Source organism: Methylosinus sp. PW1 (genome assembly GCF_000745215.1).
GTDB lineage: Bacteria > Pseudomonadota > Alphaproteobacteria > Rhizobiales > Beijerinckiaceae > Methylosinus.
Genome location: NZ_JQNK01000002.1, coordinates 395,144 through 417,151, shown reverse-complemented (window position 1 = coordinate 417,151; position 22,008 = coordinate 395,144). Strand labels below are relative to the sequence as shown.

The 22,008-nt window shown below is 65.4% G+C and carries 23 protein-coding genes and 1 tRNA gene; 11 read left to right on the top strand and 13 right to left on the bottom strand.

The genetic code is table 11. From position 1 onward, the window contains the following. Position 1: 1 nt before the first annotated feature. From K369_RS02470 to K369_RS02450, 5 genes are all read right to left on the bottom strand, one after another. Positions 2-337 carry a hypothetical protein gene (locus K369_RS02470; protein WP_036287034.1) on the bottom strand — a complete coding sequence of 112 codons (336 nt, stop codon included), beginning with the start codon at positions 335-337 and terminating at the stop codon, positions 2-4. Between the two features lie 107 nt (positions 338-444). Beyond that, positions 445-1,002 (bottom strand): Uma2 family endonuclease, encoded by a 558-nt coding sequence (locus K369_RS02465; RefSeq protein WP_036287690.1) that lies wholly within the window; start codon positions 1,000-1,002, stop codon positions 445-447. Between the two features lie 35 nt (positions 1,003-1,037). Beyond that, complete coding sequence (locus K369_RS02460; RefSeq protein ID WP_036287031.1) at positions 1,038-1,673, bottom strand: glutathione S-transferase family protein; 636 nt, start codon at positions 1,671-1,673, stop codon at positions 1,038-1,040. Between the two features lie 190 nt (positions 1,674-1,863). Next, positions 1,864-4,611 (bottom strand): DNA gyrase subunit A, encoded by a 2,748-nt coding sequence (gene gyrA, locus K369_RS02455; protein WP_036287028.1) that lies wholly within the window; start codon positions 4,609-4,611, stop codon positions 1,864-1,866. Between the two features lie 373 nt (positions 4,612-4,984). Next, complete coding sequence (locus K369_RS02450; protein ID WP_036287024.1) at positions 4,985-6,193, bottom strand: hypothetical protein; 1,209 nt, start codon at positions 6,191-6,193, stop codon at positions 4,985-4,987. A gap of 175 nt (positions 6,194-6,368) precedes the next feature. Here K369_RS02450 and K369_RS24390 point away from each other — a divergent pair, with 175 nt between their 5' ends. Beyond that, a complete protein-coding gene (locus K369_RS24390) occupies positions 6,369-6,719 on the top strand; it encodes a GCG_CRPN prefix-to-repeats domain-containing protein (RefSeq protein WP_051948805.1) in 351 nt (116 codons plus the stop codon). A gap of 99 nt (positions 6,720-6,818) precedes the next feature. Here the strand turns inward: K369_RS24390 and K369_RS25960 are convergent, their stop codons facing one another. From K369_RS25960 to K369_RS26935, 4 genes are all read right to left on the bottom strand, one after another. Further along, a complete protein-coding gene (locus tag K369_RS25960) occupies positions 6,819-6,977 on the bottom strand; it encodes a hypothetical protein (protein WP_198033001.1) in 159 nt (52 codons plus the stop codon). A gap of 120 nt (positions 6,978-7,097) precedes the next feature. Further along, the gene (locus tag K369_RS02440) at positions 7,098-7,331 is read right to left on the bottom strand and encodes a group II intron maturase-specific domain-containing protein (RefSeq protein WP_051948802.1); all 234 of its coding nucleotides are present in this window, start codon (positions 7,329-7,331) and stop codon (positions 7,098-7,100) included. Positions 7,332-7,351: 20 nt separating this feature from the next. Beyond that, positions 7,352-7,681, bottom strand: a complete 330-nt coding sequence (locus K369_RS26940; protein ID WP_245278073.1) for an ISAs1 family transposase — start codon at positions 7,679-7,681, stop codon at positions 7,352-7,354. Positions 7,682-7,707: 26 nt separating this feature from the next. Continuing rightward, on the bottom strand, positions 7,708-8,100 hold the full coding sequence (locus tag K369_RS26935; protein WP_198033000.1) for a transposase family protein: 393 nt from the start codon (positions 8,098-8,100) through the stop codon (positions 7,708-7,710). Positions 8,101-8,308: 208 nt separating this feature from the next. Here K369_RS26935 and K369_RS02430 point away from each other — a divergent pair. Next, positions 8,309-8,382: transfer RNA gene (locus K369_RS02430), tRNA-Cys, on the top strand. A 135-nt stretch (positions 8,383-8,517) separates the two neighbouring features. On the opposite strand, the gene K369_RS02425 is transcribed toward K369_RS02430, so the two are convergent. The 3 genes from K369_RS02425 to nhaA form a co-directional block, all read right to left on the bottom strand. Further along, positions 8,518-8,880 carry a hypothetical protein gene (locus K369_RS02425; protein ID WP_036287019.1) on the bottom strand — a complete coding sequence of 121 codons (363 nt, stop codon included), beginning with the start codon at positions 8,878-8,880 and terminating at the stop codon, positions 8,518-8,520. Between the two features lie 90 nt (positions 8,881-8,970). Further along, entirely contained in the window at positions 8,971-9,309 is a 339-nt protein-coding gene (locus tag K369_RS02420) for a hypothetical protein (protein ID WP_024880048.1), read from the bottom strand. Positions 9,310-9,358: 49 nt separating this feature from the next. Further along, positions 9,359-10,561, bottom strand: coding sequence for a Na+/H+ antiporter NhaA (nhaA, locus tag K369_RS02415; RefSeq protein WP_036287014.1), 1,203 nt, complete (start codon positions 10,559-10,561; stop codon positions 9,359-9,361). 116 nt (positions 10,562-10,677) lie between these two features. Here nhaA and K369_RS02410 point away from each other — a divergent pair, with 116 nt between their 5' ends. From K369_RS02410 to K369_RS02400, 3 genes are all read left to right on the top strand, one after another. Next, on the top strand, positions 10,678-11,805 hold the full coding sequence (locus K369_RS02410; RefSeq protein ID WP_036287012.1) for an anhydro-N-acetylmuramic acid kinase: 1,128 nt from the start codon (positions 10,678-10,680) through the stop codon (positions 11,803-11,805). Positions 11,806-11,893: 88 nt separating this feature from the next. Continuing rightward, entirely contained in the window at positions 11,894-12,487 is a 594-nt protein-coding gene (locus tag K369_RS02405) for a redoxin family protein (RefSeq protein ID WP_036287010.1), read from the top strand. A 281-nt stretch (positions 12,488-12,768) separates the two neighbouring features. Beyond that, complete coding sequence (locus K369_RS02400) at positions 12,769-13,608, top strand: outer membrane protein (protein WP_036287008.1); 840 nt, start codon at positions 12,769-12,771, stop codon at positions 13,606-13,608. Positions 13,609-13,814: 206 nt separating this feature from the next. On the opposite strand, the gene K369_RS02395 is transcribed toward K369_RS02400, so the two are convergent. Beyond that, positions 13,815-14,489 carry an alpha/beta hydrolase gene (locus K369_RS02395; protein ID WP_018265280.1) on the bottom strand — a complete coding sequence of 225 codons (675 nt, stop codon included), beginning with the start codon at positions 14,487-14,489 and terminating at the stop codon, positions 13,815-13,817. Positions 14,490-14,762: 273 nt separating this feature from the next. On the opposite strand from K369_RS02395, the gene K369_RS02390 reads away from it, so the two are divergent. The 6 genes from K369_RS02390 to K369_RS02365 all read left to right on the top strand — a co-directional run bounded on the left by K369_RS02390 (position 14,763) and on the right by K369_RS02365 (position 22,007). Continuing rightward, positions 14,763-15,848 (top strand): acyltransferase family protein, encoded by a 1,086-nt coding sequence (locus tag K369_RS02390; protein ID WP_198032999.1) that lies wholly within the window; start codon positions 14,763-14,765, stop codon positions 15,846-15,848. Positions 15,849-15,857: 9 nt separating this feature from the next. Beyond that, entirely contained in the window at positions 15,858-17,018 is a 1,161-nt protein-coding gene (locus K369_RS02385; protein WP_036287005.1) for a cysteine desulfurase family protein, read from the top strand. A 67-nt stretch (positions 17,019-17,085) separates the two neighbouring features. Next, positions 17,086-18,555, top strand: coding sequence for a Fe-S cluster assembly protein SufB (sufB, locus tag K369_RS02380; protein ID WP_036287003.1), 1,470 nt, complete (start codon positions 17,086-17,088; stop codon positions 18,553-18,555). Between the two features lie 140 nt (positions 18,556-18,695). Beyond that, on the top strand, positions 18,696-19,445 hold the full coding sequence (sufC, locus tag K369_RS02375; RefSeq protein WP_018265276.1) for a Fe-S cluster assembly ATPase SufC: 750 nt from the start codon (positions 18,696-18,698) through the stop codon (positions 19,443-19,445). Between the two features lie 10 nt (positions 19,446-19,455). Continuing rightward, positions 19,456-20,760: a Fe-S cluster assembly protein SufD gene (sufD, locus tag K369_RS02370; protein WP_036287684.1), complete on the top strand. Its 1,305-nt coding sequence runs from the start codon at positions 19,456-19,458 to the stop codon at positions 20,758-20,760. Next, positions 20,757-22,007: a cysteine desulfurase gene (locus K369_RS02365; protein ID WP_036287000.1), complete on the top strand. Its 1,251-nt coding sequence runs from the start codon at positions 20,757-20,759 to the stop codon at positions 22,005-22,007. The genes sufD and K369_RS02365 overlap by 4 nt, the downstream gene beginning before the upstream one ends. Position 22,008: the final 1 nt, after the last annotated feature.

Below are 22,008 nucleotides of genomic sequence, written 5' to 3'. Positions count from 1 at the left end.
ATCACTCGTAGATCGCGCTCAGCACCACATGGAACTTCGCGACCGAATTGCCGATATTCTTGACCTCGTAATGAATCTCGGTCTCGTCCTTGGTGTCGACTGTCTGCGACTGCGGCGAGGGCTTGACCTCCGTCACCGTGTAATGACGCCAAACGCGCGTCACCTCGAGCGAGGTGTCCTGGTTGAAGCCGGTCGCCGTGCTGCCGGTGGCGAAAGGCACGGCCTGCGCGTCCCACACGGCGTTGAACGGCGAGGCGTTGTTCCACCAGCCATGAACAGTCGCGCCCGGCGCGAGGGTGAGCTCGGTCTTGGTGTCGATGAAAAGCACCTTGGACATTTTCAATCTCCTATCTGAAACCGTCGCGTGAAATCATTGCGATCGGATGCAGAGGAGATTAGCCGCGGCGCGTTCTCATCGCCGTGCGCGCGAGCACAGAGCGCGCTCTAACGCGCTTCGCCATAGAGCGCGGAGAGCGGAAAGACGAGGCCGGGCGGATCGAGCGTGATGTCGCCGTCATGAATGACGCGAGTCAGAATATCGCTCCCCTCCCCGCGACGATGATGAATCACCAGCGGCGAATCTGGATCGACGATGAGATAATGCGCGACGCTCTCTATGCGAAAATATCCGACGAGCTTACCGAGAGCGTCATTGCGCCCCGTGGACGGCGAGAGCGCGTCGACGACGATGAGAGGCGTCTCGATCAGCATCGTGTCCGGCGGCAGCTCCGGTCCGCAATAGAGCTGCGCATCCGGCTCGAAGACCGTCGTCGCATCGACGCGCACCGCCATTCCATCCGGCAACACATGGCACGGAGCGCTTGCGCGGCGCACAGCATCCTGCAGCGCGACGAAGACGGCAAGCTTCGCTTTTGCATGAGCGATTCTCTCCGCCGCCTGGACGAAGACCTCGCCGTCGACGAGCTCGTGACGGCCCGGCTGACATTCGGCCCAGACCACGAACTCTTCGGCGGTCATTTTCGTCTTCGGCGGAACGCTCATGAAAACATCCTCGTCGCCGAGCGCCATTCGGAGCGTCACCCCTTCAGATCGTCGAAGGGCACCATCACATGCTGGCGATAGGCCGGCCGCTCGCACAGACGCGCATACCAAGCCTCGACATTGGGAAGCGACGGGCGCTCTATGTCGAGCGAGAAATAGCGAAACAAAGTCGTTCCGGCGGGAATGTCGGCGAGCGTCGGCTCGTCGCCAGCGAGGAAAGGACGATCCGCCAGCCAGCTGTCGAGGAAGCGATAATGCTGCGCGCAGCGCGCGACGGCGGCGTTGATCGCCGGCCAGTCGCGCTTTTCCTCCGGCGTGCGGTAATAGCCCATGAACACGCCGTCGATGAAGGCGGGCTGCAGCGTCGTCTGCGCCCAATCCATCCAGCGATCGGGATAGGAGCGGGTCGCGGCGTCCGCCGGCCAGAAGGCCTCGCCGCCATGGCGCGCGGCGAGATAGCGCAGAATGGCGTGAGATTCCCATACCACCACGCCTTCGTCATCGATGACCGGAATGCGGCCATGCGGATTTTTCGCGCGAAATTGCGGGTCGTCCAGCCCTCCGAAAGCGCCGCCGAGCGGCACATGGGCGTGATCGAGCGCGAGCTCGCCGACGAGCCACATGACCTTCTGCACATTGAAGGAGTTGCGCCGTCCCCAGATCGTGAGCATGCGTTCGTCTCCTTCTTCGGCAATCTCGGCGTTGCGGCAATCTAGCCCGAGGCGCAGGCGCGCGCCATTGACGTGGGGTTGCGTTTATCGAAGCCGCGTAGCTGCGCGCGACGAGAGCAATTCATGAAAACAAATTGCGTTTCGCCGAAAATCCCCCGGCGAAACGCGCTTTTTCGGCCGCAACCAAGGCTCAGGCGGTCTCGCCGCCCGCGTCGCCGGACGCCTCGTCCTCGCCGGCGTCGGCCAGATGCTCGACCGAGACGACGCGCTCGCCCTCCGCCGTGTCGAAGACGATGACGCCCTGCGTGCCGCGGCCCGCAATGCGTATGCCTTCCACCGGGCAGCGGATGAGCTGGCCGCCATCCGTCACCAGCATGATCTCATCGCCGCGACCCACGGGGAAGGAGGCGACGAGCTTGCCGTTGCGGGCGTTCACCGCCATGGCGACGATGCCTTTGCCGCCGCGTCCGGTGATGCGGTATTCGAAGGACGATGAGCGCTTGCCGTAGCCGTTCTCGGAGACGGTCAGGATGATCTGCTCGGCCTGCTCCATCTCACGATAGCGCGCCTCGGTCAGCTCGATCGCGGTCGAGGCCTCCTCGGTCTCCGCCACGCCCTCCTCCACGCCTTCCGCTCCCGCATTGCGGCGCTGCGCCGCTGCGCGCTTGAGATAGGCGGCGCGCTCGTCGCCGACGGCCTCGAAATGCCGCAGGATCGACATTGAGATCACGCGGTCGTCGCCAGCGAGCGCTATGCCGCGCACGCCCATGGAGGTGCGCCCCTGGAACACGCGCACGTCGCTGACCGGGAAGCGGATGCACTGCCCCTCACGCGTCGTCAGCAGAATATCCTCCTGCTCCGCCGCCGTGGCGACATCGACGATGGCCTCGCCTTCGTCGAGCTTCATGGCGATGATGCCGGAGCGCCGCACATCGGAGAAATCGGAGAGCTTGTTGCGGCGCACCGTGCCGCCCGTCGTCGCGAAAATGGCGTCGAGCGTCGCCCAGCTCGATTCGTCCTCCGGCAGCGGCATGATGGTGGTGATGCGCTCGTCCTGCTCGAGCGGCAGCATGTTGACCAGCGCCTTGCCGCGCGCCTGCGGCGCCGCCAGCGGCAGACGCCATACCTTCTCCTTATAGGCCCTGCCGAGCGAGGAGAAGAACAGCACCGGCGTATGCGTCGAGGCGACGAAGAGGCGCTGAACGAAATCCTCTTCCTTCGTCTGCATGCCGGAGCGGCCCTTGCCGCCGCGCCGCTGCGCGCGATAGGTGGAGAGCGGCACGCGCTTGATGTAGCCGGCGTGCGAGACGGTGACGACCATATCCTCTCGCGCGATGAGGTCCTCGTCCTCCACATCGCCGTCGCCATCGACGATCTGCGTGCGGCGAGGCGTCGCATAGGCCTCTTTGACCGCGATCATCTCGTCCTTGACGATTCCGAACAGCTTTTCACGCGAGCGTAGAATCTCGAGATATTCGGCGATCTCGACGGCGAGCTTGTTCAGCGCCTCGGCGATCTCGTCGCGGCCGAGCGCGGTGAGGCGCTGCAGGCGCAGCTCGAGAATAGCGCGCGCCTGCGCCTCGGAAAGGCGGATCGCGCCCTCCTCGGTGAGCACATGGCGCGGATCCGCGATCAGCGCGACCAGAGGCGCCATGTCCTTGGCGGGCCATTCGCGCTCCATCAGCGCCTCGCGCGCGGCGGCGGCGTCGGCCGATGTGCGAATGAGGCGGATGACCTCGTCGATATTGGCGACGGCGATGGCGAGGCCGACCTGCAAATGCGCGGCGTCGCGCGCCTTGGCGAGGCGGAACTTGGTGCGCCGCGTGACGACGCTCTCGCGGAAATCCACGAAGGCGACGAGAACGTCCTTCAGCGTCAGCAGCTCGGGCCGGCCGCCATTGAGCGCGATCATATTGACCGGGAAGCTCGATTGCAGAGCCGTATGGCGCCAGAGCTGGTTCAGCACCACATCCGCCACCGCGTCGCGCTTCAGCTCGATGACGATGCGCATGCCTTGGCGGTCGGATTCGTCGCGGAGATCTGAAATGCCTTCGATCTTCTTCTCGCGGACGAGCTCGGCGATGCGCTCGATCAGCGCGGCCTTGTTCACCTGATAGGGAATCTCGGTGAAGATGATCGCCTCGCGCTCCTTGCGGAGCGTCTCGATCTCGGCCTTGGCGCGCATGATGATCGAGCCGCGCCCGGTCGTATAGGCGTTGCGAATGCCGCCGCGGCCGAGAATCGTCGCCGCTGTGGGGAAGTCCGGGCCGGGCACGATCTCCATCAGCTCGGCGACGCCCATATCGGGCCGGTCGATCAGCGCTATGGCGGCGTCGATCACCTCGCCGAGATTATGCGGCGGAATATTGGTGGCCATGCCGACGGCGATGCCGCCCGCGCCATTGACGAGGAGGTTCGGGAAGCGCGCCGGCAGGACCGTCGGCTCCATCTCCTTGTCGTCATAGTTGGGCTTGAAGTCGACCGTGCCTTCGTCGATGTCCTCGAGCAAAGCCAGCGCAGGCTTGGCGAGGCGCGACTCGGTGTAGCGCATGGCCGCCGGCGGATCGTTGTCGACGGAGCCGAAATTGCCCTGGCCGTCGATGAGCGGCAGCCGCATGGAGAAGGGCTGCGCCATGCGCACCAGCGCGTCATAGATCGCGGCGTCGCCATGCGGGTGATATTTACCCATGACGTCGCCGACGATGCGCGCCGATTTCACGTAAGGCTTATCGGGCGTATGGCCGTTCTCGTGCATGGAGAACATGATGCGGCGATGCACGGGCTTCAGCCCGTCGCGAACGTCCGGCAGCGCGCGGCTCACGATCACGCTCATCGCGTAATCGAGATAGCTGCGCTTCATCTCGTCGGCGATCGAGACCGGGCGAATGTCTGAGCCGTGCGTCGGAGGCTGCGTGTCGTCTGTGTCGTTCTCGGCCAATGGCTCGCCAATCCGCTTCGATCGTCCCGCGCTCCGCGGCGAAATCCTGCCGCGGCAATGTTGCGCCGGCTCTGGGGAAGAGCGCTTCTCGTCGTCGTCCCGTCTCGCCGACGAAGGCGAGGCGGCTGCAGAGTCCGCCACTCGGGAGAGCGGCGCGACGTGGAGATCGCGCTCGCGGGACGTTTCGAGCGAAGCGCGCCGAGGCGAGCCTGGCGGCTGCCGTCGGCGACGCTCGAAACCGCCATTTTTCTATAGGCGATTCTCGGCGGCGACGCCAGTTCGCCCGGGCGCGCCGCGCCGCAGTTCTGCTCGAAGAAACACGGGTTTAGAAAAGCTCTTCAAATCTCTTTCGATTCATTTTCCGATTCTGGCGTCAGCTCTGCGCCGAGCGCAGCCTGCGCCGCGCGTTCATGACGATCGTCCGCGCGCTGGCGTCGCCCGGCTCCAGCAGTTCCAGCCCGTCATCCTCGTTCGGATCCCAGGAATCGGCCGCCCGCCCCCGGCCCTCCGAATCGACCAGGGCGATCACGCGATTGGACTGCGCCGCAGTCGGCTCTCCTGCAGTCTTGCCGCCTCCGGCGAAACGAGCGCGCAGAGCGGCCGCGACCTCGGTCCAATCCATCGTCTTCGCCTTTTTGGGCGCTTCCTTCTTGGGCGCTTCCTGCGGCGCAGCTTCGGCCTTGGGCGCGGTTTCCGCGGCCTTCTCGCCGCGCAGCGCGGCGAGTTTGGCGAGGATCGGCTCGAATTTCGCCCGCGCAGCGGCGAGCGCAATGGCCGAACGGCCCGCCGGAGCCGCTTCGCCCTCCTGCGGGGCGGCGGCTTTCGAGGCGACCGGCTCGGTCGTCTTGGCGACGGCGGGACCGCGCCGCAGATATTTCATCACGAGCAAGCCGGCGAGCGCGACAGCGGCGATCAGCGCCTGCCAGAGGGCCATCGGCGATTCGCTTTCCTCCTGGGCCGGCGGCATAGCCTCGGCGCTCGGAGCCGGCGCCTCGCCCTTCGGGGCGTCGGCTTCGGCCTCGGGCTCCGCGGCTCGCTCGGCCGGGGCCTCCGCCTCCGCCTCGACAGCGGCGGCCTCTGGCGCGGCAGGCGACGCGATTTGGGCAGTCGGCGCGGCCCCCTGCGGAGCGCTCTCAGCCTGGAGCGGCGCGATCGGGGCCGGCTCGGCCGACGTTGCGACGACGGCCTGCTCCGGCGCCTTGGCGAGATCGGCGACCGGCGCGCGCTCGAAGGTCGGCAGCGGCTCGCGCAGGAAGACCGGGACGGCAGGCGTCGGCTTTGCCGATTCGGCCGGGGGCGGAGCCGCGACAGCGACCTCTGGCGCCTCGGCGGCGAGCGCGGGAGGCCGCTCGGCCGGACGCGCCTCTGGTTTCGCCGCGACGAGCGGCGCGAGCTTCACGATGATATCGTCATAGCCTTTGCCATTGGGAGAGCCCAGCTCCTCGATTCGCATGGCTCCGGCCGCATGATGCGCGTGCGCGCGGCGCGGCTCGGCGCCGGCGCATCCGATATCGGCGGCCGCGGCCGCCAGCATCAGGCCGCCGGCCGAAAGGCGCGTGAACGGCGTGAAATTCGACCTCATCTGCGAGCTCCGCTGGAATGACGAGGCTCCAGCTTGCCTCGCGGAGCTGAACAAAGCCTTAGCATTGCGATGAACAAGGAGTTAACGCGCTCATTCCATCCACTCGTTCACGACTGGTTCACTGGCTTTGGCCAATGCTCGCGTCCTCGCTTCGCATTCCAATAGGAGGAGACAAATGAAGCTGAAGCTCGCTTTCGTCGCCATTCTGGCGCTCGCTGGCGTCGCCGCGCCGGCCGCCGTGGCCATGCCGCTCGCGCCGCTGACCGAGGGCGCCGTCGTCCCGCTGACGCATGAAATCGGCGGACGTTGCGGCCCTGGCTGGCATGTCGATCCGTGGGGCCGTTGCGTGCCGCATCGTCGTCCGCCGCCGCCGCCCGTCTATGCCCCGCGTCACGGATACCATCCGCAGGCCTACGGTCCGCGTCCGGGATACCATCCCCCGGGCTATGGGCCGCCTCCCGGATTCCGATGCGGCCCCGGCGCGCATCCCAATCAATGGGGCCGCTGCGTTCCGAATCGCTGGTGATCCGCCGCAGCGCCGGAACTAAGGAAGAATTCACCGAGCTCTCGCCGTGCGCCGCGCGCAGTCTTCCCGCCTCACGCGGGGGAAACGGGTGAAGGATATTCAGGCTGCGACGAGGCTTGCGAGGAATTCGTCGTCCCAGGCGGCGGTCATTCGCTCGAGGCGCTGGGAGTCTTTTCCGGGCGCTTTGCGGATCAGATTATTGGCCATGTGCTTCAGCGTGGTGAAGTTCGCCGGGGCGTTTTCGGTCGCACGCGGCATTCGTCGTCGCGGAAGACCGTGTCCATGACCCAGTGCAGGCTGCGGTGAGTAGGCCGGAGGGATTTCACCTCCAGCCTCTCCCAGAACGGTGCGGGAGCCTCTCGACTCACACCGCTCCCATCAAGCAAGCCCTGCCGCCGGCCCTTTGCGCCAGTGCACGAAGAGATCGGGCTGCCGCTTCGCGATGTCCTCGATGAAGCGACACGCCCGTGTCTTGTGTCCTTTCAAACGCTTATACTTCCTCATCGCCCAGGCGGCCAACGTCTTGTCGGAGCGCCTGAGGACCGGATAGAGCGCCCAAGGACAGAACCGCCCGTAATAGCCAATCCAGCCGCGCAGGACCGGATTGTGCAAACGCGCGATGTCTTTCAGGCTCAGCCGATGTCGTGGAACGCCGTATAGCGACGCGTCTCGATACGGCCGTGCTCGCCGTCGAGCGTCTCGTGGCGGCTGATCGTGGCGTCCTCGAATCCATTGGCTTTCGGCTCGGCGGCGAACAGCTTCACATCTTCGTGGAGCGTTCCCTGATTGCCTTTGAGCGCGATGATGTAATCGGCCTTCTTGTCCTTGATCTTCTTGGCGATGGCCCGCTGGCAGCCCATCGCGTCGATGGTCACGACGGCGCCTTCGATCGCCATCATGTCCAAGAGCGCGGGAATGGCGACGATCTCGTTGGATTTTTCCGCGACGGCGACCTGCCCCAGGACCAGACGCTGCCTGGCGGCGAAAGCTAAAGACCATGTGGATCGGCAGCTTGGAGCTCTTCTTCGCCCCGGACCGGCGCGAGGTCTTCCCGTCTATGGCGATGACATCGGCGGGCGCCTTGGTCAGCGCGGCGGTCCAGGCGACGAAGCAGCGCTTGGAACGCCTCGGCGTCGAGCGTGGCGAAGATGTCGCCGAGGTGATCATGCGCCGGCGTGCCGTTGGGGAAGGGGTGGAAGCGACGCAAAAGGTCGAGCTTCCTCTCGCCGAAGCGCGCAATGTTGGTGAAGGCGTCCGCCCCGGCCAGCACGGCGAGCAGGGACAAGAGCAGGATCTCGTCGAGCGGATACATGACCTTGCCAGGCTGCCGTTCGTCCGGCATATCGTTGAAATATTGCAGGAACACCGTCGTCTCGGCCAAAGCCGCGCAATCCGACCCGTTCTCGTCCATCGACCTGAACTCCTGCCCGAATCACAAGAGGTCGACTGATTCAGCACGGAGCGATCTGACGCCTACTTCTTCAGGCGATCGCCCTGGCGCCTCACGTGCAAAGTCTTGCCGTTCGTCGGCAAGTCCTGTATGAGCGGCCTTCTCACGTCGACGTCGAGCTTTCGGCGCCGGCGTTCGGGGCCTCGTGGCGGAGTGGCTACGCAGAGGACTGCAAATCCTTGTACGGGGGTTCGATTCCCTCCGAGGCCTCCAAGCCCCCTTCCCTTATTTTCAGACGCTCGAGAGACTTGCGATCGATACGCGAGCGCGCGAGCGCTAGGCATCGTCCAACTCACGTCACGTCGGGAGCGAGCGGGAAGGCCGGCGGTCCAAGGGCGTAATGGACCGCTACAGCCGCTCGACCATCAGCGATTTCTCGAGAGCGCCGAGCTTCTCCGGCAGATCGGCGACCGTATCGGCGAGAGCGGCGGCCAGCAGGCTCTCCGCCACCTCATGCTTATATTCGTCGAACACCAATTCCAGCGCGTCGTAGGAATCGTCCTGAATCGGCCGCGCCAGCGCGATGCTGGCATGATCGTCGACCGATTGCGCGAGGCGGTCGAAACGCGCGCGGGTCGTCTCCGGCAACATCGATAAGACCGCCCGCTCATAAGCGCCGTCGAACATGTCGCGCAACGCGAGCAGTTCGCGCATCAGTCGATAGAGCTCTATGACCTCGGGGCTGCTGGATGCTCGGAAAAGTTGATCCATAGGAAATCCTGCTCTCTTGAATTCAATAATTTCGAATTCAACCCGGTTCGGAACGCTTGTCAAGGTTGCGTTTGGGCCGGCGCACCCGCATCACGGCGCCGTTACCGTCCGATGATGGCGACGCTTGATCGCATCGATCTCCTCCAGCATCGCCTTCAACGCGTCGATCGCCTCGCGCTCCTGCGCGGTGAGCTCGCATTGCGGATGAAAATGCGCGAGCAGCACGGCCATTGCGTCGCCGATGCGGCCGAGCTGCTTGCCATAGCTGCCGACGTCGGCGAGCACGTCCTCTTCCACCTGCGGCGCGCTCGAGCGCCCGAGATTTATGTTGATGAGGCCGAATTGCCCGCCATAAGGACTGAAGACGGCTGTCCAGGGGTTGATGGTCTGGGCGACATCGCCCGACAGCGGAAGCTTGAAATTGGCCATGAGAACGGCGCCTCGTGATAAGGAAACGAAGGCCGAGCTTAACCCTTTTTCACGAATCGGCCAGCGGACGCGCGAGCTTCTCGGCGCGCCGACGCGATGCGATCCACAGAACCAGCGAGCCCAGCAGAATGGAGGCGGCCGAGCCCGCCAGCACGCCGATCTTGGTGGCGCGCATCGCCGCCTCGTCCGCCTCGAAGGCGATCTGGCCGATGAAGAGGCTCATGGTGAAGCCGACGCCGCAGAGCACGGACACGCCATAGAGCTGGACCCAGCCCGTCTTGGGCGGCCGCGAGGCGATTCGCGTCGCCAGGGCCAGAGCGATCGCCGTGAAGACTCCGAGCTGCTTGCCGAGAAAAAGACCGAGCGCGACGCCGAGCAGAATGGGCGCGCCGGTCGTCGCCAGATCGCCGCCGCCGAGCGCCACCCCCGCATTGGCGAAGCCGAACAGCGGCAACGCGATAAAGGCGACGAATGGCCCGAGCGCATTCTCGAGCCGGTGCAGCGGCGTATGCTCCTCCGGGTCCGGCCCGGAGAGGCGCAGCGGAATCATGGCCGCCAGCAGCACGCCGGCGAGCGTCGCATGGACGCCGCTGAGCTGCACGAAATGCCAGAGCGCCAAGCCGAGCAAAAGATAGGGCGTGAGAATCGTGACCTCGAAGAGATTGAGGCCGAGCAGCAGGAACAAGGTCACGCCGGCGCCGAGCATCGGCGGGGCCGCCGGCTCGCCGGCGTAGAACACCGCAATAATGACGATGGCGCCGAGATCGTCGAGAATGGCGAGCGCGGTGAGAAAGACTTTCAACGCGCCCGGCACGCGGTCGCCCAGCAGCGCCAGCACGCCGAGCGCGAAGGCGATATCGGTCGCCGAGGGAATCGCCCAGCCGCGCGCCGCCGGGGAGCCGGCGTTGAAATAGGCGTAGATCAGCGCCGGCGCGGCCATTCCGCCGAGCGCGCCGACGCCGGGCAGCACGCGCGCGGACCAATGGCGCAAATGGCCGTCGAGCAGCTCGCGCTTGATCTCGAGGCCGACGAGCAGGAAAAACACCGCCATCAGCCCGTCATTGATCCAATGCAGCAGCGAATGGCCGGAGATCGGAGTCTCCAGCAGGCTGTGATAGGATTCGGCAAAAGGCGAGTTGGCGAGCGCGAGCGCCACTGCGGCGCTCGCCATCAGCACGACGCCGCCCGCCGCCTCGCTGGCGAGGAAGCGACGCAGAGTCGAAGGCGCAGCGTGATGCGGATGCTGTTTCATGGCGAGCGCCGCCCAAGATGAGAAGAACGCGCCACACTTGAGCGATTTGCATTGCTCTGGCAAGAAAATCCGGCTCCGCGCGTGAGCCGCCGAATATGCGTAGGCAGGAGACACAAATGACTCTCTATCGCGCCATCGGCCTCATGTCGGGCACTTCCATGGACGGCGTGGACGTGGCCCTGCTGGACACCGATGGCGAAAAGCGGCTCGACTTCGGCCCGACCGGCTTCTTCCCCTACTCGGACCCGGATCGCGAGCTGCTTCGCGCCGCGCTCGCCGAGGCGACGCGCCTCACGGACCGAGCAGCCCGGCCCGGCGCGGTTGGGGCGGGGGAGCGCCTCGTCACCGAGCGTCATGCGGAGGCGATCGAAGCCTTTTTGCGCGCGGAGAGGCTCGATCCGGCCAGCATCGACATTTTGGGGTTTCACGGGCAGACCGTGCTGCATCGGCCACAGAGCCGGCTCACCGTCCAGATCGGCGACGCATCGTCGCTGGCCGAGCGGCTCGGCGTCGATGTCGCCTATGATTTTCGCGGCGCCGATGTCGCCGCCGGCGGCGAGGGCGCGCCGCTCGTGCCGGCCTATCATCGCGCTCTGGTTGCATCCAGCGGGATCGAGGGGCCGGTCGCCGTCGTCAATATCGGCGGGGTCGGCAATGTCACTTTCGTCGATGGCGACGCCGAGCCCATCGCCTTCGACACCGGTCCCGGCAATGCGCTGATCGACGATCTGATGCTCGCCCGCACTGGCCGGCCGGTCGACCGCGACGGCGCAACCGCCGCCGAGGGCCGCGTGGACGAGGCGATTCTGCAATCCATGCTACTTCATCCATATTTTCAGAAACTTCCGCCAAAGTCTTTAGATAGAAACGATTTTTCATTTCGATCGACAGATGAGCTTTCGCTGGAGGACGCGGCCGCAACGCTCACCGCCTTCACCGCGGCCTCCCTCGCCCTCGCCTTTTCGCAGACGCCCTCGGCGCCGCGGCGGGCGATCGTCTGCGGCGGCGGCGCGCATAATCCGACGCTGATGCGCGCGCTCGCCGCCCGCCTGCCCTGCCCGGTCGCCACGGCGGCGGAGGTCGGCTGGAAGGGCGATGCGATCGAGGCCCAGGCTTTCGCCTTTCTCGCTGTGCGTGTGCTGAAAGGCCTGCCTCTGACCTTCCCTGGAACCACCGGGGCGCCCACGCCGACCAAGGGCGGCGAGATCGCCGCCGCGCAGCGCAGCCGCCGCGCCATCGGCTGAGCGAAGAGATCGCTCTAGCTTTCGCCGCCTCTTTCATTCCGCATTGAGGGTTTCGTCTTCAAATGCGCGATGCGAGAAGGAGCGAAGCATGACCGAGACGATTCAGCGTGACGAGGACGCCCCCGCCTGGCCGAGCCGGCGCAATCTACTGCTCGGCGCGCTCGGGGCCGTCTCGGCCGGGGTCGGAGCGGTGGTCGTCGAGCAGGCATGGAAGCGCAAGGACCTCTCCGCCCGCTTCTTCAACACACTGTCGATCGAGGCCTTCGATCTGCCGCCGACGCTGGGGCTTACCTTCGCGGACGGTCGCCCCATGCCGGGCTTCGGCGCCGGCGATCTCGCGGGCAAGCGCTCGCTCCTCTATCTCTGGGCCTCCTATTGCCCGAGCTGCCGCGCCGAGCATCACCTTTTGATGGCGCTGGCGCAAAAGGGCGTCGCCATCTATGGCGCCGATGTGAAGGACGATCCGGCCCACGCCCGCAGCTTTCTGGCCGAGCATGGCAATCCTTTCGTCGCCGTCGGCCAGGACCAGCGCGCCTTTCTACAACGGGCGCTGGGCGCGCGCGGCGTTCCGGCGAGCTTCGTGGTGGCGCCCGGCCCCAAAATCGACGTCGCCATCCTCGGTCCGATAGACGAGAGCGCGATCACGACGCGAATTTTGCCGGCGCTGGCGAAAAACGCCTGACGACGCTCGCAGCCGAAGCGCGCGCGGTGAACGAAGGCTCTGAGCACATTGCCGAAATTCCATAATATTAAATTTTGTTAACAAGTAGATTTTCGGCTCTTCTACAATATTGCCAAAAATTAACTTGAGATCGGGCCGCATAGAGCAGAGCCTCCGCTCGCTCCCGCCGGCATGCGGCTCGCGTTTTTCGAGAACCGCCCCCGCCTTCCGGCCCCGCCCCGGCCCCGTCTCAGCGGATCGTGGGGACGGCGGGAGCGCTATCGAAACCGAGGTCCTGTCCCATGACGAAATCCATCGTCGTGGCGAGCGCGCTCGCGCTCGCCTGCGCTGTCGGTCCGGCTATCGCCGCCGATCTCCCCTCCACCAAAGCGGCGCCCGCCTTCATTCCGCCGCTCGCGCCGCCGCCGCTCTGGACCGGCTTCTACGTCGGTCTCAACGCCGGCTATACATGGTCCAACAGCGACACTGTCGCCCAGAGCTATTGGGACACAGACGCGGCCGGCCTCGGCGCCAATGCGCTCATCGGCAATTTTCCCGGCTCGATCAACGCCAATGTCTCCGGCTTCATCGGCGGCGGCCAGATCGGCTATAATTCCCAGGTCTCAGATAAATTCCTCTGGGGCGTGGAGGCCGACATTCAGGGCGTCGCCACCAGCGGCTCCACGGCGGCGCTCACCGGCGCCTCCGCCTACACCACGCTCTCGCGCGGGATCGATTATATCGGCACGGCGCGCGGGCGGCTCGGCTATCTCGTTACGCCGACTCTGCTCGCCTATGCGACGGGCGGTCTCGCCTATGGCCAGACCAATCTCTCCGCGAGCTATCTCGGCGCGCCGACCATCGTCGCATCCGACTCCTATTCCGACCTTCGCATCGGCTATGCGGTCGGCGGCGGCCTCGAATGGCTGTTCGCGCCGCGATGGAGCGCCAAGGTCGAATATCTCTATTACGATCTCGGAACCGCCTCTACGCCCGGCGCCGGCTACGCCTACACATCGGCGCTCGGCTCGCAGATCTCGGGCGCGCAATCCTCGACGCGCTTCGACGGCCATATCGCCCGCGCCGGGCTCAACTATCATTTCGACTGGCTCGAGCCGACGCCGATCGTCGCCAAATTCTGAGCATAAAAAAGCGCTGGTTCGCGCGGCCTTTGCCGCCTTCCTTCTCCCCGCATTGCGGGGAGAAGGTGAGGATGAGGGGCTCGGGGCGTTTTCCGTCTGTGGCTCATGCCCCGAGCCCCTCACCCCGGCCCTCTCCCCGCGAGCGGGGAGAGGGGGAACGCGCCGAACCATTCGCTACATCAGAGCGCGGTCAGCCGGACGCCGTATCAATCGCCCCGCGCGGGAATGGCGATGCGGGGCGGATTGCCGAGACGCTTGTCGAGATAGGCGTCGACATGGGCGATCAGCGGCTCGATGCGGTTCTCGAAGAAGTGGTTGGCGCCCTGCACCACCGCATGCTCGATGACGATGCCCTTCTGAGTCTTCAGCTTCTCGATGAGCCCGGTCACTTCCTTCAGCGGCGCGACGCGATCGATGTCGCCATGAATGAAGAGGCCCGATGACGGGCACGGCGCGAGAAACGAGAAATCGAAGCGATTGGCCGGCGGCGCGACCGAGACGAAGCCCTCGATCTCCGGCCGGCGCATCAGCAATTGCATACCGATCCAGGAGCCGAAGGAGACGCCGGCGATCCAGCAGGCGCGCGCCTCGGGATTGACCGCCTGCGCCCAATCGAGCGCCGCGGCCGCGTCGGAGAGCTCGCCCGCGCCATGATCGAAAGAGCCCTGGCTGCGGCCGACGCCGCGGAAATTGAAGCGCAGGACGGAGAAGCCGCGCTCGGCGAAAGCGTAATAGAGGTTGTAGACGATCTGATTGTTCATCGTGCCGCCGAATTGCGGATGCGGATGCAGGATGATGGCGATCGGCGCGCCGCGCTGCGCCGATTGATGAAAGCGGCCTTCGAGCCGGCCGGCGGGGCCGGTGAAAATGACCTCGGGCATGAAGTTCCTCGTCTCCCCCGCGCGAAAAACGCGCTTTTTTCGTCGGGCGGTTTTCGCCGGCGCCGAAAATGCGTTATGCTCCAGCCGGAGCGCCCCTTGCCGGGCGTCCACGCGTCCGGCGCGCGCCGAACCCGCGGCTCATTTTCGGCCGAGCGGGCCTTCTAGCATGTGTGACGGCGCTCATTGCAAGAGTTTTGAAGGGTCGCGGCGCATTCTCGCCCGGCCGATCCATAGCTCGGCTGCATGCGGCGTTTCGCGGAGGGTCGAGAATTCTTGGTCGATGTCGTTCCTTGTCCCGCTCCGCTCGAGATCGAGGCTTCGCTGGCGAGGACGGCCGACGGCCGCGATCCGGGCCTCGACTTCATCAAAGGGATTTTGATCCTCCTCGTCGTCTTCGGCCATTCGATCCAATGGATCGTCCATGCGGGAACGGAAGACTATTGGGACGACGGGCTGTTTCGGGCCATTTATCTCTTTCATATGCCGGCCTTCATCGCCGTCTCCGGCTATCTCGCCGCGCGACGGATCGACGCCGCGATGCGCCTCGAGCAATTCCTCTTTCGCCGCACGCTGCCTCTGCTCCTCGCAATGGCGGTCTGGGCGGTAATTTTGGCCTGGCCCAACCTCGAGCGCGCCTTCGTCGGCCTCGAGACCCATATTCGCTCAGATGTGTGGAAGGATTTTCGTGGCTCCTTTTGGTTCCTATGGGCTGTCGTCGTCGGCTCCGCCGGAGCCTTCGCCGCGACGCGCTTCGGAGCCTATGAGCGCGCGGCGCTGCTGCTGATCGCGGCCGCGCTGCTGCTGGCGCCGCTGCCCGACTTTCCGCCCTCGGCCATTCGCTACACGGCCGCCTTCTATCTCATCGCCTTTCTCGCCGGGCGCGCCGGCGCGACGATCCACGCTATCCCGAGCCACGTCGCCGTAGCGGCCGCGGCGGCGGCGGCGATCGGATGGCTGTTCTGGACGCCGGACACTTACATCTACAACAATGGCTTCGCCTATTGGCGGCCGGGCGTCGCCGGCCAATTGGCGCTGATGCTGCCGGTCTCAGTCGCAGCGGCGCTGGCCTTTCTGCGCGGGGCGGTCGCCCTGCACGACAGGATCGCGTCATCGGCGGCGGCGCAGATCGTGATCGCCATCGGCGGAATGACGCTGGAAATCTATCTGGCGCAGACAGTGGCGTTTCGCGCGACCTCGCTGCCGCCGGAATTCGCCGCCGGCTATCGCGACGCGGCGGCGGCAACCGCGATCATTGTCGCGGGGACCGCGGCGCTCGTCGCCCTCTCCCGCCGCCTTCCGGGCGGCGAGCTGCTCTGGGGACGCCTGCCGGCTCTCCCATTCCGCGCGCGGAACGATTAGCTTCGCAATATGTCCGCTCCCCGCGCCTATCTCGACCATAACGCCACCACGCCGCTGCGGCCGCAGGCGCGCGACGCCATGCTCGCCGCGCTGGAGACGCTCGGCAATCCCTCCTCCGTCCATGCCGAAGGCCGCGCCGCACGGGCGCTGATCGAGGCCGCGCGCGGGCAAATCGCCGCGGGACTTGGGACGAAATCGCGCAATGTCGTCTTCACGTCCGGCTCGACCGAGGCCGCCAATCTGATTTTGACGCCTTTCTTACAACGAGACCAAACTACGGCGGAGATCGATCTGCTGCTCCTCGGCGCCGGCGAGCATCCGGCGGTTCTGGCCGGCCATCGCTTCCCCGCCGCGCGCGCCGAGACCATAGGGCTCGACCCGGAGGGCGCGCTGTCGCTCGACGCGCTGGCCGATACGCTGCAGCGCAACAAAAGTAAACGAATTCTGCTCGCCCTGCAGGCCGCCAACAATGAGACCGGGGCCATTCAGCTGGTCGCCGCCGCGGCCGAACTCGTCCATGCGGCCGGCGGGCTTCTCGTCTGCGACGCCACCCAGGCGGTCGGCCGACTGGAGACCACATTCGCGGCCCTGCGGGCCGATGCATTGTTCTTTTCCTCACATAAGATCGGGGGGCCTATGGGCGCCGGCGCACTGGCGTTCGCGGAGGACCGGCTCCATATCAGAGAGGCGCTTTTGCGCGGCGGAGGACAGGAGAGCGGACGCCGCGCCGGCACCGAGAATGTGGCCGCTATCGCCGGCTTCGCCGCGGCTTTCGCAGTCGCGAAAGACTGCATGGTGGAGGAGGCCGAAAGGCTCGGCGCGCTGCGCGACCGGTTGGAGGCGAAAGTCGCGGAAATCTGGCCGGAAACCGTGTTTCTCGGCGCAAAAGGGCCAAGGCTCGCCAATACGTCGGCGTTTCTGACGCCGGGGCAGAAGACGCAGACTCTGCTGATGGCGCTCGATGTCGAAGGCGTCGCTCTCTCGTCGGGATCGGCCTGCTCCTCGGGCAAGGTGAAAGCCTCCCATGTGCTCGCCGCAATGGGCCTCGAGGACAAAGCCGCGCTCAGGGCGAGCTTGGGTTGGAGTTCGACAGAGGAGCATGTAGATTTGTTTGGTATCGCTTTTGCAGGGGTCGCGAAGAGGATCAGGGCGCGGCGGACGGCCGCCTGAAGGGCGGCTTAGGCGGCTCTAATTTCGGCCGGCGGGCCTTGAACCCGTCGAGACGAGGAGAGGACACATGGCGGCTCGCCAGGAGACGGTGGCGCGCGTCGAAGAAATCGACGTCGACGCATATAAATACGGCTTCACCACCGATATCGAATCCGAAAAGGCCCCAAAGGGTCTCAGCGAGGATATCGTCCGCTTCATTTCGGCGAAGAAGAACGAGCCCGAATGGCTGACCGAGTGGCGGCTCGAGGCCTATCGGCGCTGGCTGACGATGCAGGAGCCCAAATGGGCTCGCGTCGACTATCCCGCGATCGACTATCAGGACCTCTATTACTATTCCGCGCCGAAATCGACGCCCGGGCCGAAGTCGCTGGACGAGGTCGATCCCGAGCTGCTGCGCACCTATGAGAAGCTCGGCATTCCGCTGCGCGAGCAAGAGGCGCTCGCCGGCGTCGAGCAGCGCAAGGTCGCCGTGGACGCGGTGTTCGACTCGGTCTCGGTGGCGACGACCTTCCGCGAGGAGCTGTCCAAGGCCGGCGTGATCTTCTGCCCGATCTCGGAAGCGGTGCGCGAGCATCCCGAGCTGGTGCGCAAATATCTCGGCTCTGTCGTGCCGGTGACGGATAATTTCTACGCCACGCTGAACTCCGCGGTCTTCTCGGACGGGTCCTTCGTCTACATCCCGCCGGGCGTGCGCTGCCCGATGGAGCTGTCGACCTATTTCCGCATCAATGAGAAGAACACGGGACAGTTCGAGCGCACGCTCATCATCGCCGACGCCGGCTCCTATGTCAGCTATCTCGAGGGCTGCACGGCGCCGAAACGCGACGAGAATCAGCTGCACGCCGCCGTGGTCGAGCTGGTCGCTCTCGACGACGCCGAGATCAAATATTCGACGGTGCAGAACTGGTATCCGGGCGACAGCGAGGGCAAGGGCGGCATCTACAATTTCGTCACCAAGCGTGGCGATTGCCGCGGCAAGAACTCGCACATCTCCTGGACGCAGGTGGAGACGGGCTCCGCGGTGACGTGGAAATATCCGTCCTGCATTCTGCGCGGCGACAATTCGCAAGGCGAGTTCTATTCGATCGCAGTGTCGAACGGCTATCAGCAGGTCGACAGCGGCACGAAGATGATCCACCTCGGCAAGAACACCAAGAGCCGCATCATCTCCAAGGGCATCTCCGCCGGCCATTCGCAGAACACCTATCGTGGTCAGGTGTCGGCGCATCGCAAGGCGGAGGGCGCGCGCAATTTCACAAATTGCGACAGCCTGCTCATCGGCGACAAATGCGGCGCGCATACGGTGCCCTATCTCGAGTCGAAGAACGCTTCCGCCGTGTTCGAGCATGAGGCGACGACGTCGAAGATCTCCGAGGACCAGCTGTTCTACTGCATGCAGCGCGGCCTCTCCGAAGAAGAGGCGACGGCGCTCATCGTCAATGGTTTCGTGCGCGACGTGCTGCAGAAGCTGCCCATGGAATTCGCAGTGGAAGCGCAGAAACTGATCGCAGTGAGCCTCGAAGGCAGCGTCGGTTGATGTATCGATGAGCAAAGAGGCGCTCTGTGTTTATTGAGCGCCTCTTTACGAGGCAGGCGAGCGACGAACCGGCCCCGATAGAGCGGCCCCCGAATTGCAACGTCCCTCGCAAGACAGCGAACAGCCAACAGGACGAGACCATGATCGAAATCAAGAATCTCCACGTCTCCATCGGCGAGCGCAAAATTCTCGACGGGCTGAACCTCACGGTGAAGGACGGCGAGGTGGCGGCCATCATGGGGCCGAACGGCACCGGCAAATCCACGCTCTCCTATGTCATCTCCGGCCGCGAGGGCTATGACGTCACCGAGGGCGAGGTGCTGCTCGACGGCGAGAATATTCTGGGCCTCGAGCCGCATGAGCGCGCCGCCAAGGGCGTGTTTCTCGCCTTCCAATATCCGGTCGAGATTCCGGGCGTCGCGACGATGACCTTCCTCAAGGCCGCCGTGAACGCGCAGCGCCGCTCGCGCGGCGAGGAAGAGCTGCAGACGCCGGACTTCATGAAGCTGATCCGCGAGGCGTCCACCAAGCTCGGCATCAACATGGACATGCTGAAGCGCGCGCTGAATGTCGGCTTCTCCGGCGGCGAGAAGAAGCGCATGGACATTCTGCAGATGAGCCTGCTGCAGCCCAAGTTCGGCATTCTCGACGAGACCGACTCCGGCCTCGACATCGACGCTCTTCGCATCGTCTCCGAGGGAGTGAACGCGCTGCGCTCACCGAACCGCGGCTTCCTCGTCATCACCCATTATCAGCGCCTGCTCGACTACATCAAGCCGGACACTGTGCATGTGATGGCCAAGGGCAAGATTCAGAAGACCGGCGGGCCGGAGCTCGCGCTCGAGCTCGAGAAGAGCGGCTATCGCGATTATGTCGGCGAAGCGGCGTGAGGGTGAGATCATGACCGTGCAGGCGATCGACAAGAAGAGCGAGGCCGAGACGGCCTTCGCCGGCGCCTTCGAGGCGATGAAGGGCAAGGGCGCGCCCGCGTTGCGCCAGGCCTCGTGGGAGTTCTTCACGCGCAAAGGGCTGCCGACGCGCCGCGTCGAGGCGTGGCACTATACCGATCTGCGCGCCTCGCTGCGCACAGTGGCTCCGCTCGGCGCGCCGGGAGCGATCACGCTGCCGCCGACGACCCTCGGCCGCGTGCGTCTCGTCGTCGCCGACGGCGCCTTCCGGCCGGAGTTGTCCGACGCCGCTTCTCTGCCGGCCGGCGTCGAACTATCCTCTCTGGCCGATGTCCTCGCCAAGGAGGACGCTTCCGTCCTCACGGCGCTGGGCCTGCCGGAGAACGCCGGCGCCGATGCGGTGGTCGCGCTCAATGCGGCGCTGATGCAGGACGGCGTGGTTCTGCGCGTCGCTCCGGCGACGGAAGTGGCGAAGACGATCGAAATATTGCTGGTCTCCACCGGCGACGAGACGCGCTCCTCCTTCACGCGCTCTCTGGTCGTCGTCGGCGACGGCGCCAAGGCGAAGATCGTCGAGACGTCGCTCGCCCTCGCGCCCTCCGGCGCGCAGGAGAATCACGTTCTCGCCTTCGCGATCGGCGCCGACGCCGAGGTCGAGCATATCGCCGACATCGGCCCGCAGTCGGAAGCGGCGATACGGCTGTTCAGCCTGCTCGTCACCGCGCAAGCGAAGGCGTCGTTCAAATCGCTCGGCTTCGTCGAAGGCGGCGGCCTGGTGCGCCGGCAAATCTTCGCGCGGCTCGCCGGCGAAGAGGCGAGCGTCGCGCTCGACGGAATTTCCCTGCTCGGCGGCAAGGACCATGCGGATACGACGCTCGTCGTCGAGCACGCCGCGGCCCATTGCCAGAGCCGTGAGCGTTTCCGCAGCGTGCTCGACGGCCAATCGACCGGCGTGTTCCAAGGCAAGGTGGTGGTGCGCCCGGGCGCGCAGAAGACCGACGGCTCCATGCAGTCGCGGGCTCTGCTGCTCAGCGAGAACGCCACGATGAACAATAAGCCGGAGCTGGAGATTTTCGCTGACGACGTCGTTTGCGGCCATGGCGCCACTTGCGGACGTCTCGACGCCGACCAGCTCTTCTATCTGGTGGCGCGCGGCCTGCCCAAGCATGAGGCCGAGGCGCTGCTGATCGAAGGCTTCGCCGGCGAGATCGTCGAGGCGCTCGGCGAGGAAGCGGTGCGCGACGTCTATTTCGAGCGCATCCGCAGCTGGCTCGGCAAGCGAGGGGGAGCGAAGTGAACCAGCCGCTCTTGGCCGAGGCCACGCCCGCCTATGACGTCGAGGCGATCCGCCGCGACTTTCCGATCCTGGCCGAAAAGCCCTATGGCAAGGATCTCGTCTATCTCGACAACGCCGCCTCGGCGCAGAAGCCGCGGCAGGTGATCGAGCGCATCTCCCAGGTCTACGAGCACGAATACGCCAATGTGCATCGCGGCCTGCATTATCTCGCCAATGCGGCGACCGACGCCTATGAGGGCGCGCGCGAGACCTTGCGCCGCTTCCTCAACGCCGGCGATCGCGAGGAGATCATCTTCACGCGCGGCGCGACGGAGGCGATCAATCTCGTCGCCTCCTCCTACGGCCTCGCCCATATCGGCGAGGGCGACGAGATTATCCTCTCGATAATGGAGCATCACTCCAATATCGTGCCGTGGCATTTCCTGCGCGAGCGCAAGGGCGCGGTGCTGAAATGGATCGAGACCGACGATGACGGCGTCTTCTCGCTAGAGGATTTCGAGAAGCTCATCACGCCGCGGACGAAGATCGTCGCGCTGACGCATATGTCCAATGTGCTGGCGGCGCCGACGCCGATCGCCGATATCGTGCGCATCGCCCATTCTCATGGCGTGCCGGTGCTCGTCGACGGCTCGCAGGGCGCGGTGCATCTCGACGTCGACGTGCGCGCGCTGGACGTCGATTTCTACATCATCACCGGCCACAAGCTCTATGGGCCGACCGGCATCGGCGCTCTCTATGGCAAGCGCGAGTGGCTGGAGAAGCTGCCGCCCTTCGCCGGCGGCGGCGAGATGATCGAGACGGTCACGCGCGACTATGTGACCTACAACACGCCGCCGCATCGATTCGAGGCCGGCACGCCGCCCATCGTGCAGGCGGCGGGGCTCGGCGCGGCGCTCGAATATATGCAGAAGATCGGCCGCCCGGCGATCCGCGCCCATGAGGCCGATCTCACCGCCTATGCGCATGAGCGCCTCTCCGTTATACCGGGGCTTCGAATCTTCGGTCACGCCAAAGATAAGGGACCGATCGTCGCTTTCGACATGCCGGAGGCCCATGCCCACGACATAGCGACCGTTATCGACCGCTCGGGCGTCGCCGTGCGCGCCGGAACCCATTGCGCCATGCCGCTATTACAGCGCTTCAACGTCACCTCCACCTGCCGCGCCTCTTTCGCAATGTATAATACCCGCGACGAGGTCGACCGCCTGGCGGAAGCGCTGCTGAAAGCGAAGGCGCTGTTTTCTTGAT

Coding starts and splice junctions, on each gene's coding strand:
- K369_RS02470 (WP_036287034.1), bottom strand. CDS start 337: ATGTCCAAGGTGCTTTTCATCGACACCAAGACCGAGCTCACCCTCGCG.
- K369_RS02465 (WP_036287690.1), bottom strand. CDS start 1,002: ATGAGCGTTCCGCCGAAGACGAAAATGACCGCCGAAGAGTTCGTGGTC.
- K369_RS02460 (WP_036287031.1), bottom strand. CDS start 1,673: ATGCTCACGATCTGGGGACGGCGCAACTCCTTCAATGTGCAGAAGGTC.
- K369_RS02450 (WP_036287024.1), bottom strand. CDS start 6,193: ATGAGGTCGAATTTCACGCCGTTCACGCGCCTTTCGGCCGGCGGCCTG.
- K369_RS24390 (WP_051948805.1), top strand. CDS start 6,369: ATGAAGCTGAAGCTCGCTTTCGTCGCCATTCTGGCGCTCGCTGGCGTC.
- K369_RS25960 (WP_198033001.1), bottom strand. CDS start 6,977: ATGCCGCGTGCGACCGAAAACGCCCCGGCGAACTTCACCACGCTGAAG.
- K369_RS02425 (WP_036287019.1), bottom strand. CDS start 8,880: ATGGATCAACTTTTCCGAGCATCCAGCAGCCCCGAGGTCATAGAGCTC.
- K369_RS02420 (WP_024880048.1), bottom strand. CDS start 9,309: ATGGCCAATTTCAAGCTTCCGCTGTCGGGCGATGTCGCCCAGACCATC.
- nhaA (WP_036287014.1), bottom strand. CDS start 10,561: ATGAAACAGCATCCGCATCACGCTGCGCCTTCGACTCTGCGTCGCTTC.
- K369_RS02410 (WP_036287012.1), top strand. CDS start 10,678: ATGACTCTCTATCGCGCCATCGGCCTCATGTCGGGCACTTCCATGGAC.
- K369_RS02405 (WP_036287010.1), top strand. CDS start 11,894: ATGACCGAGACGATTCAGCGTGACGAGGACGCCCCCGCCTGGCCGAGC.
- K369_RS02400 (WP_036287008.1), top strand. CDS start 12,769: ATGACGAAATCCATCGTCGTGGCGAGCGCGCTCGCGCTCGCCTGCGCT.
- K369_RS02395 (WP_018265280.1), bottom strand. CDS start 14,489: ATGCCCGAGGTCATTTTCACCGGCCCCGCCGGCCGGCTCGAAGGCCGC.
- K369_RS02385 (WP_036287005.1), top strand. CDS start 15,858: ATGTCCGCTCCCCGCGCCTATCTCGACCATAACGCCACCACGCCGCTG.
- sufB (WP_036287003.1), top strand. CDS start 17,086: ATGGCGGCTCGCCAGGAGACGGTGGCGCGCGTCGAAGAAATCGACGTC.
- sufC (WP_018265276.1), top strand. CDS start 18,696: ATGATCGAAATCAAGAATCTCCACGTCTCCATCGGCGAGCGCAAAATT.
- sufD (WP_036287684.1), top strand. CDS start 19,456: ATGACCGTGCAGGCGATCGACAAGAAGAGCGAGGCCGAGACGGCCTTC.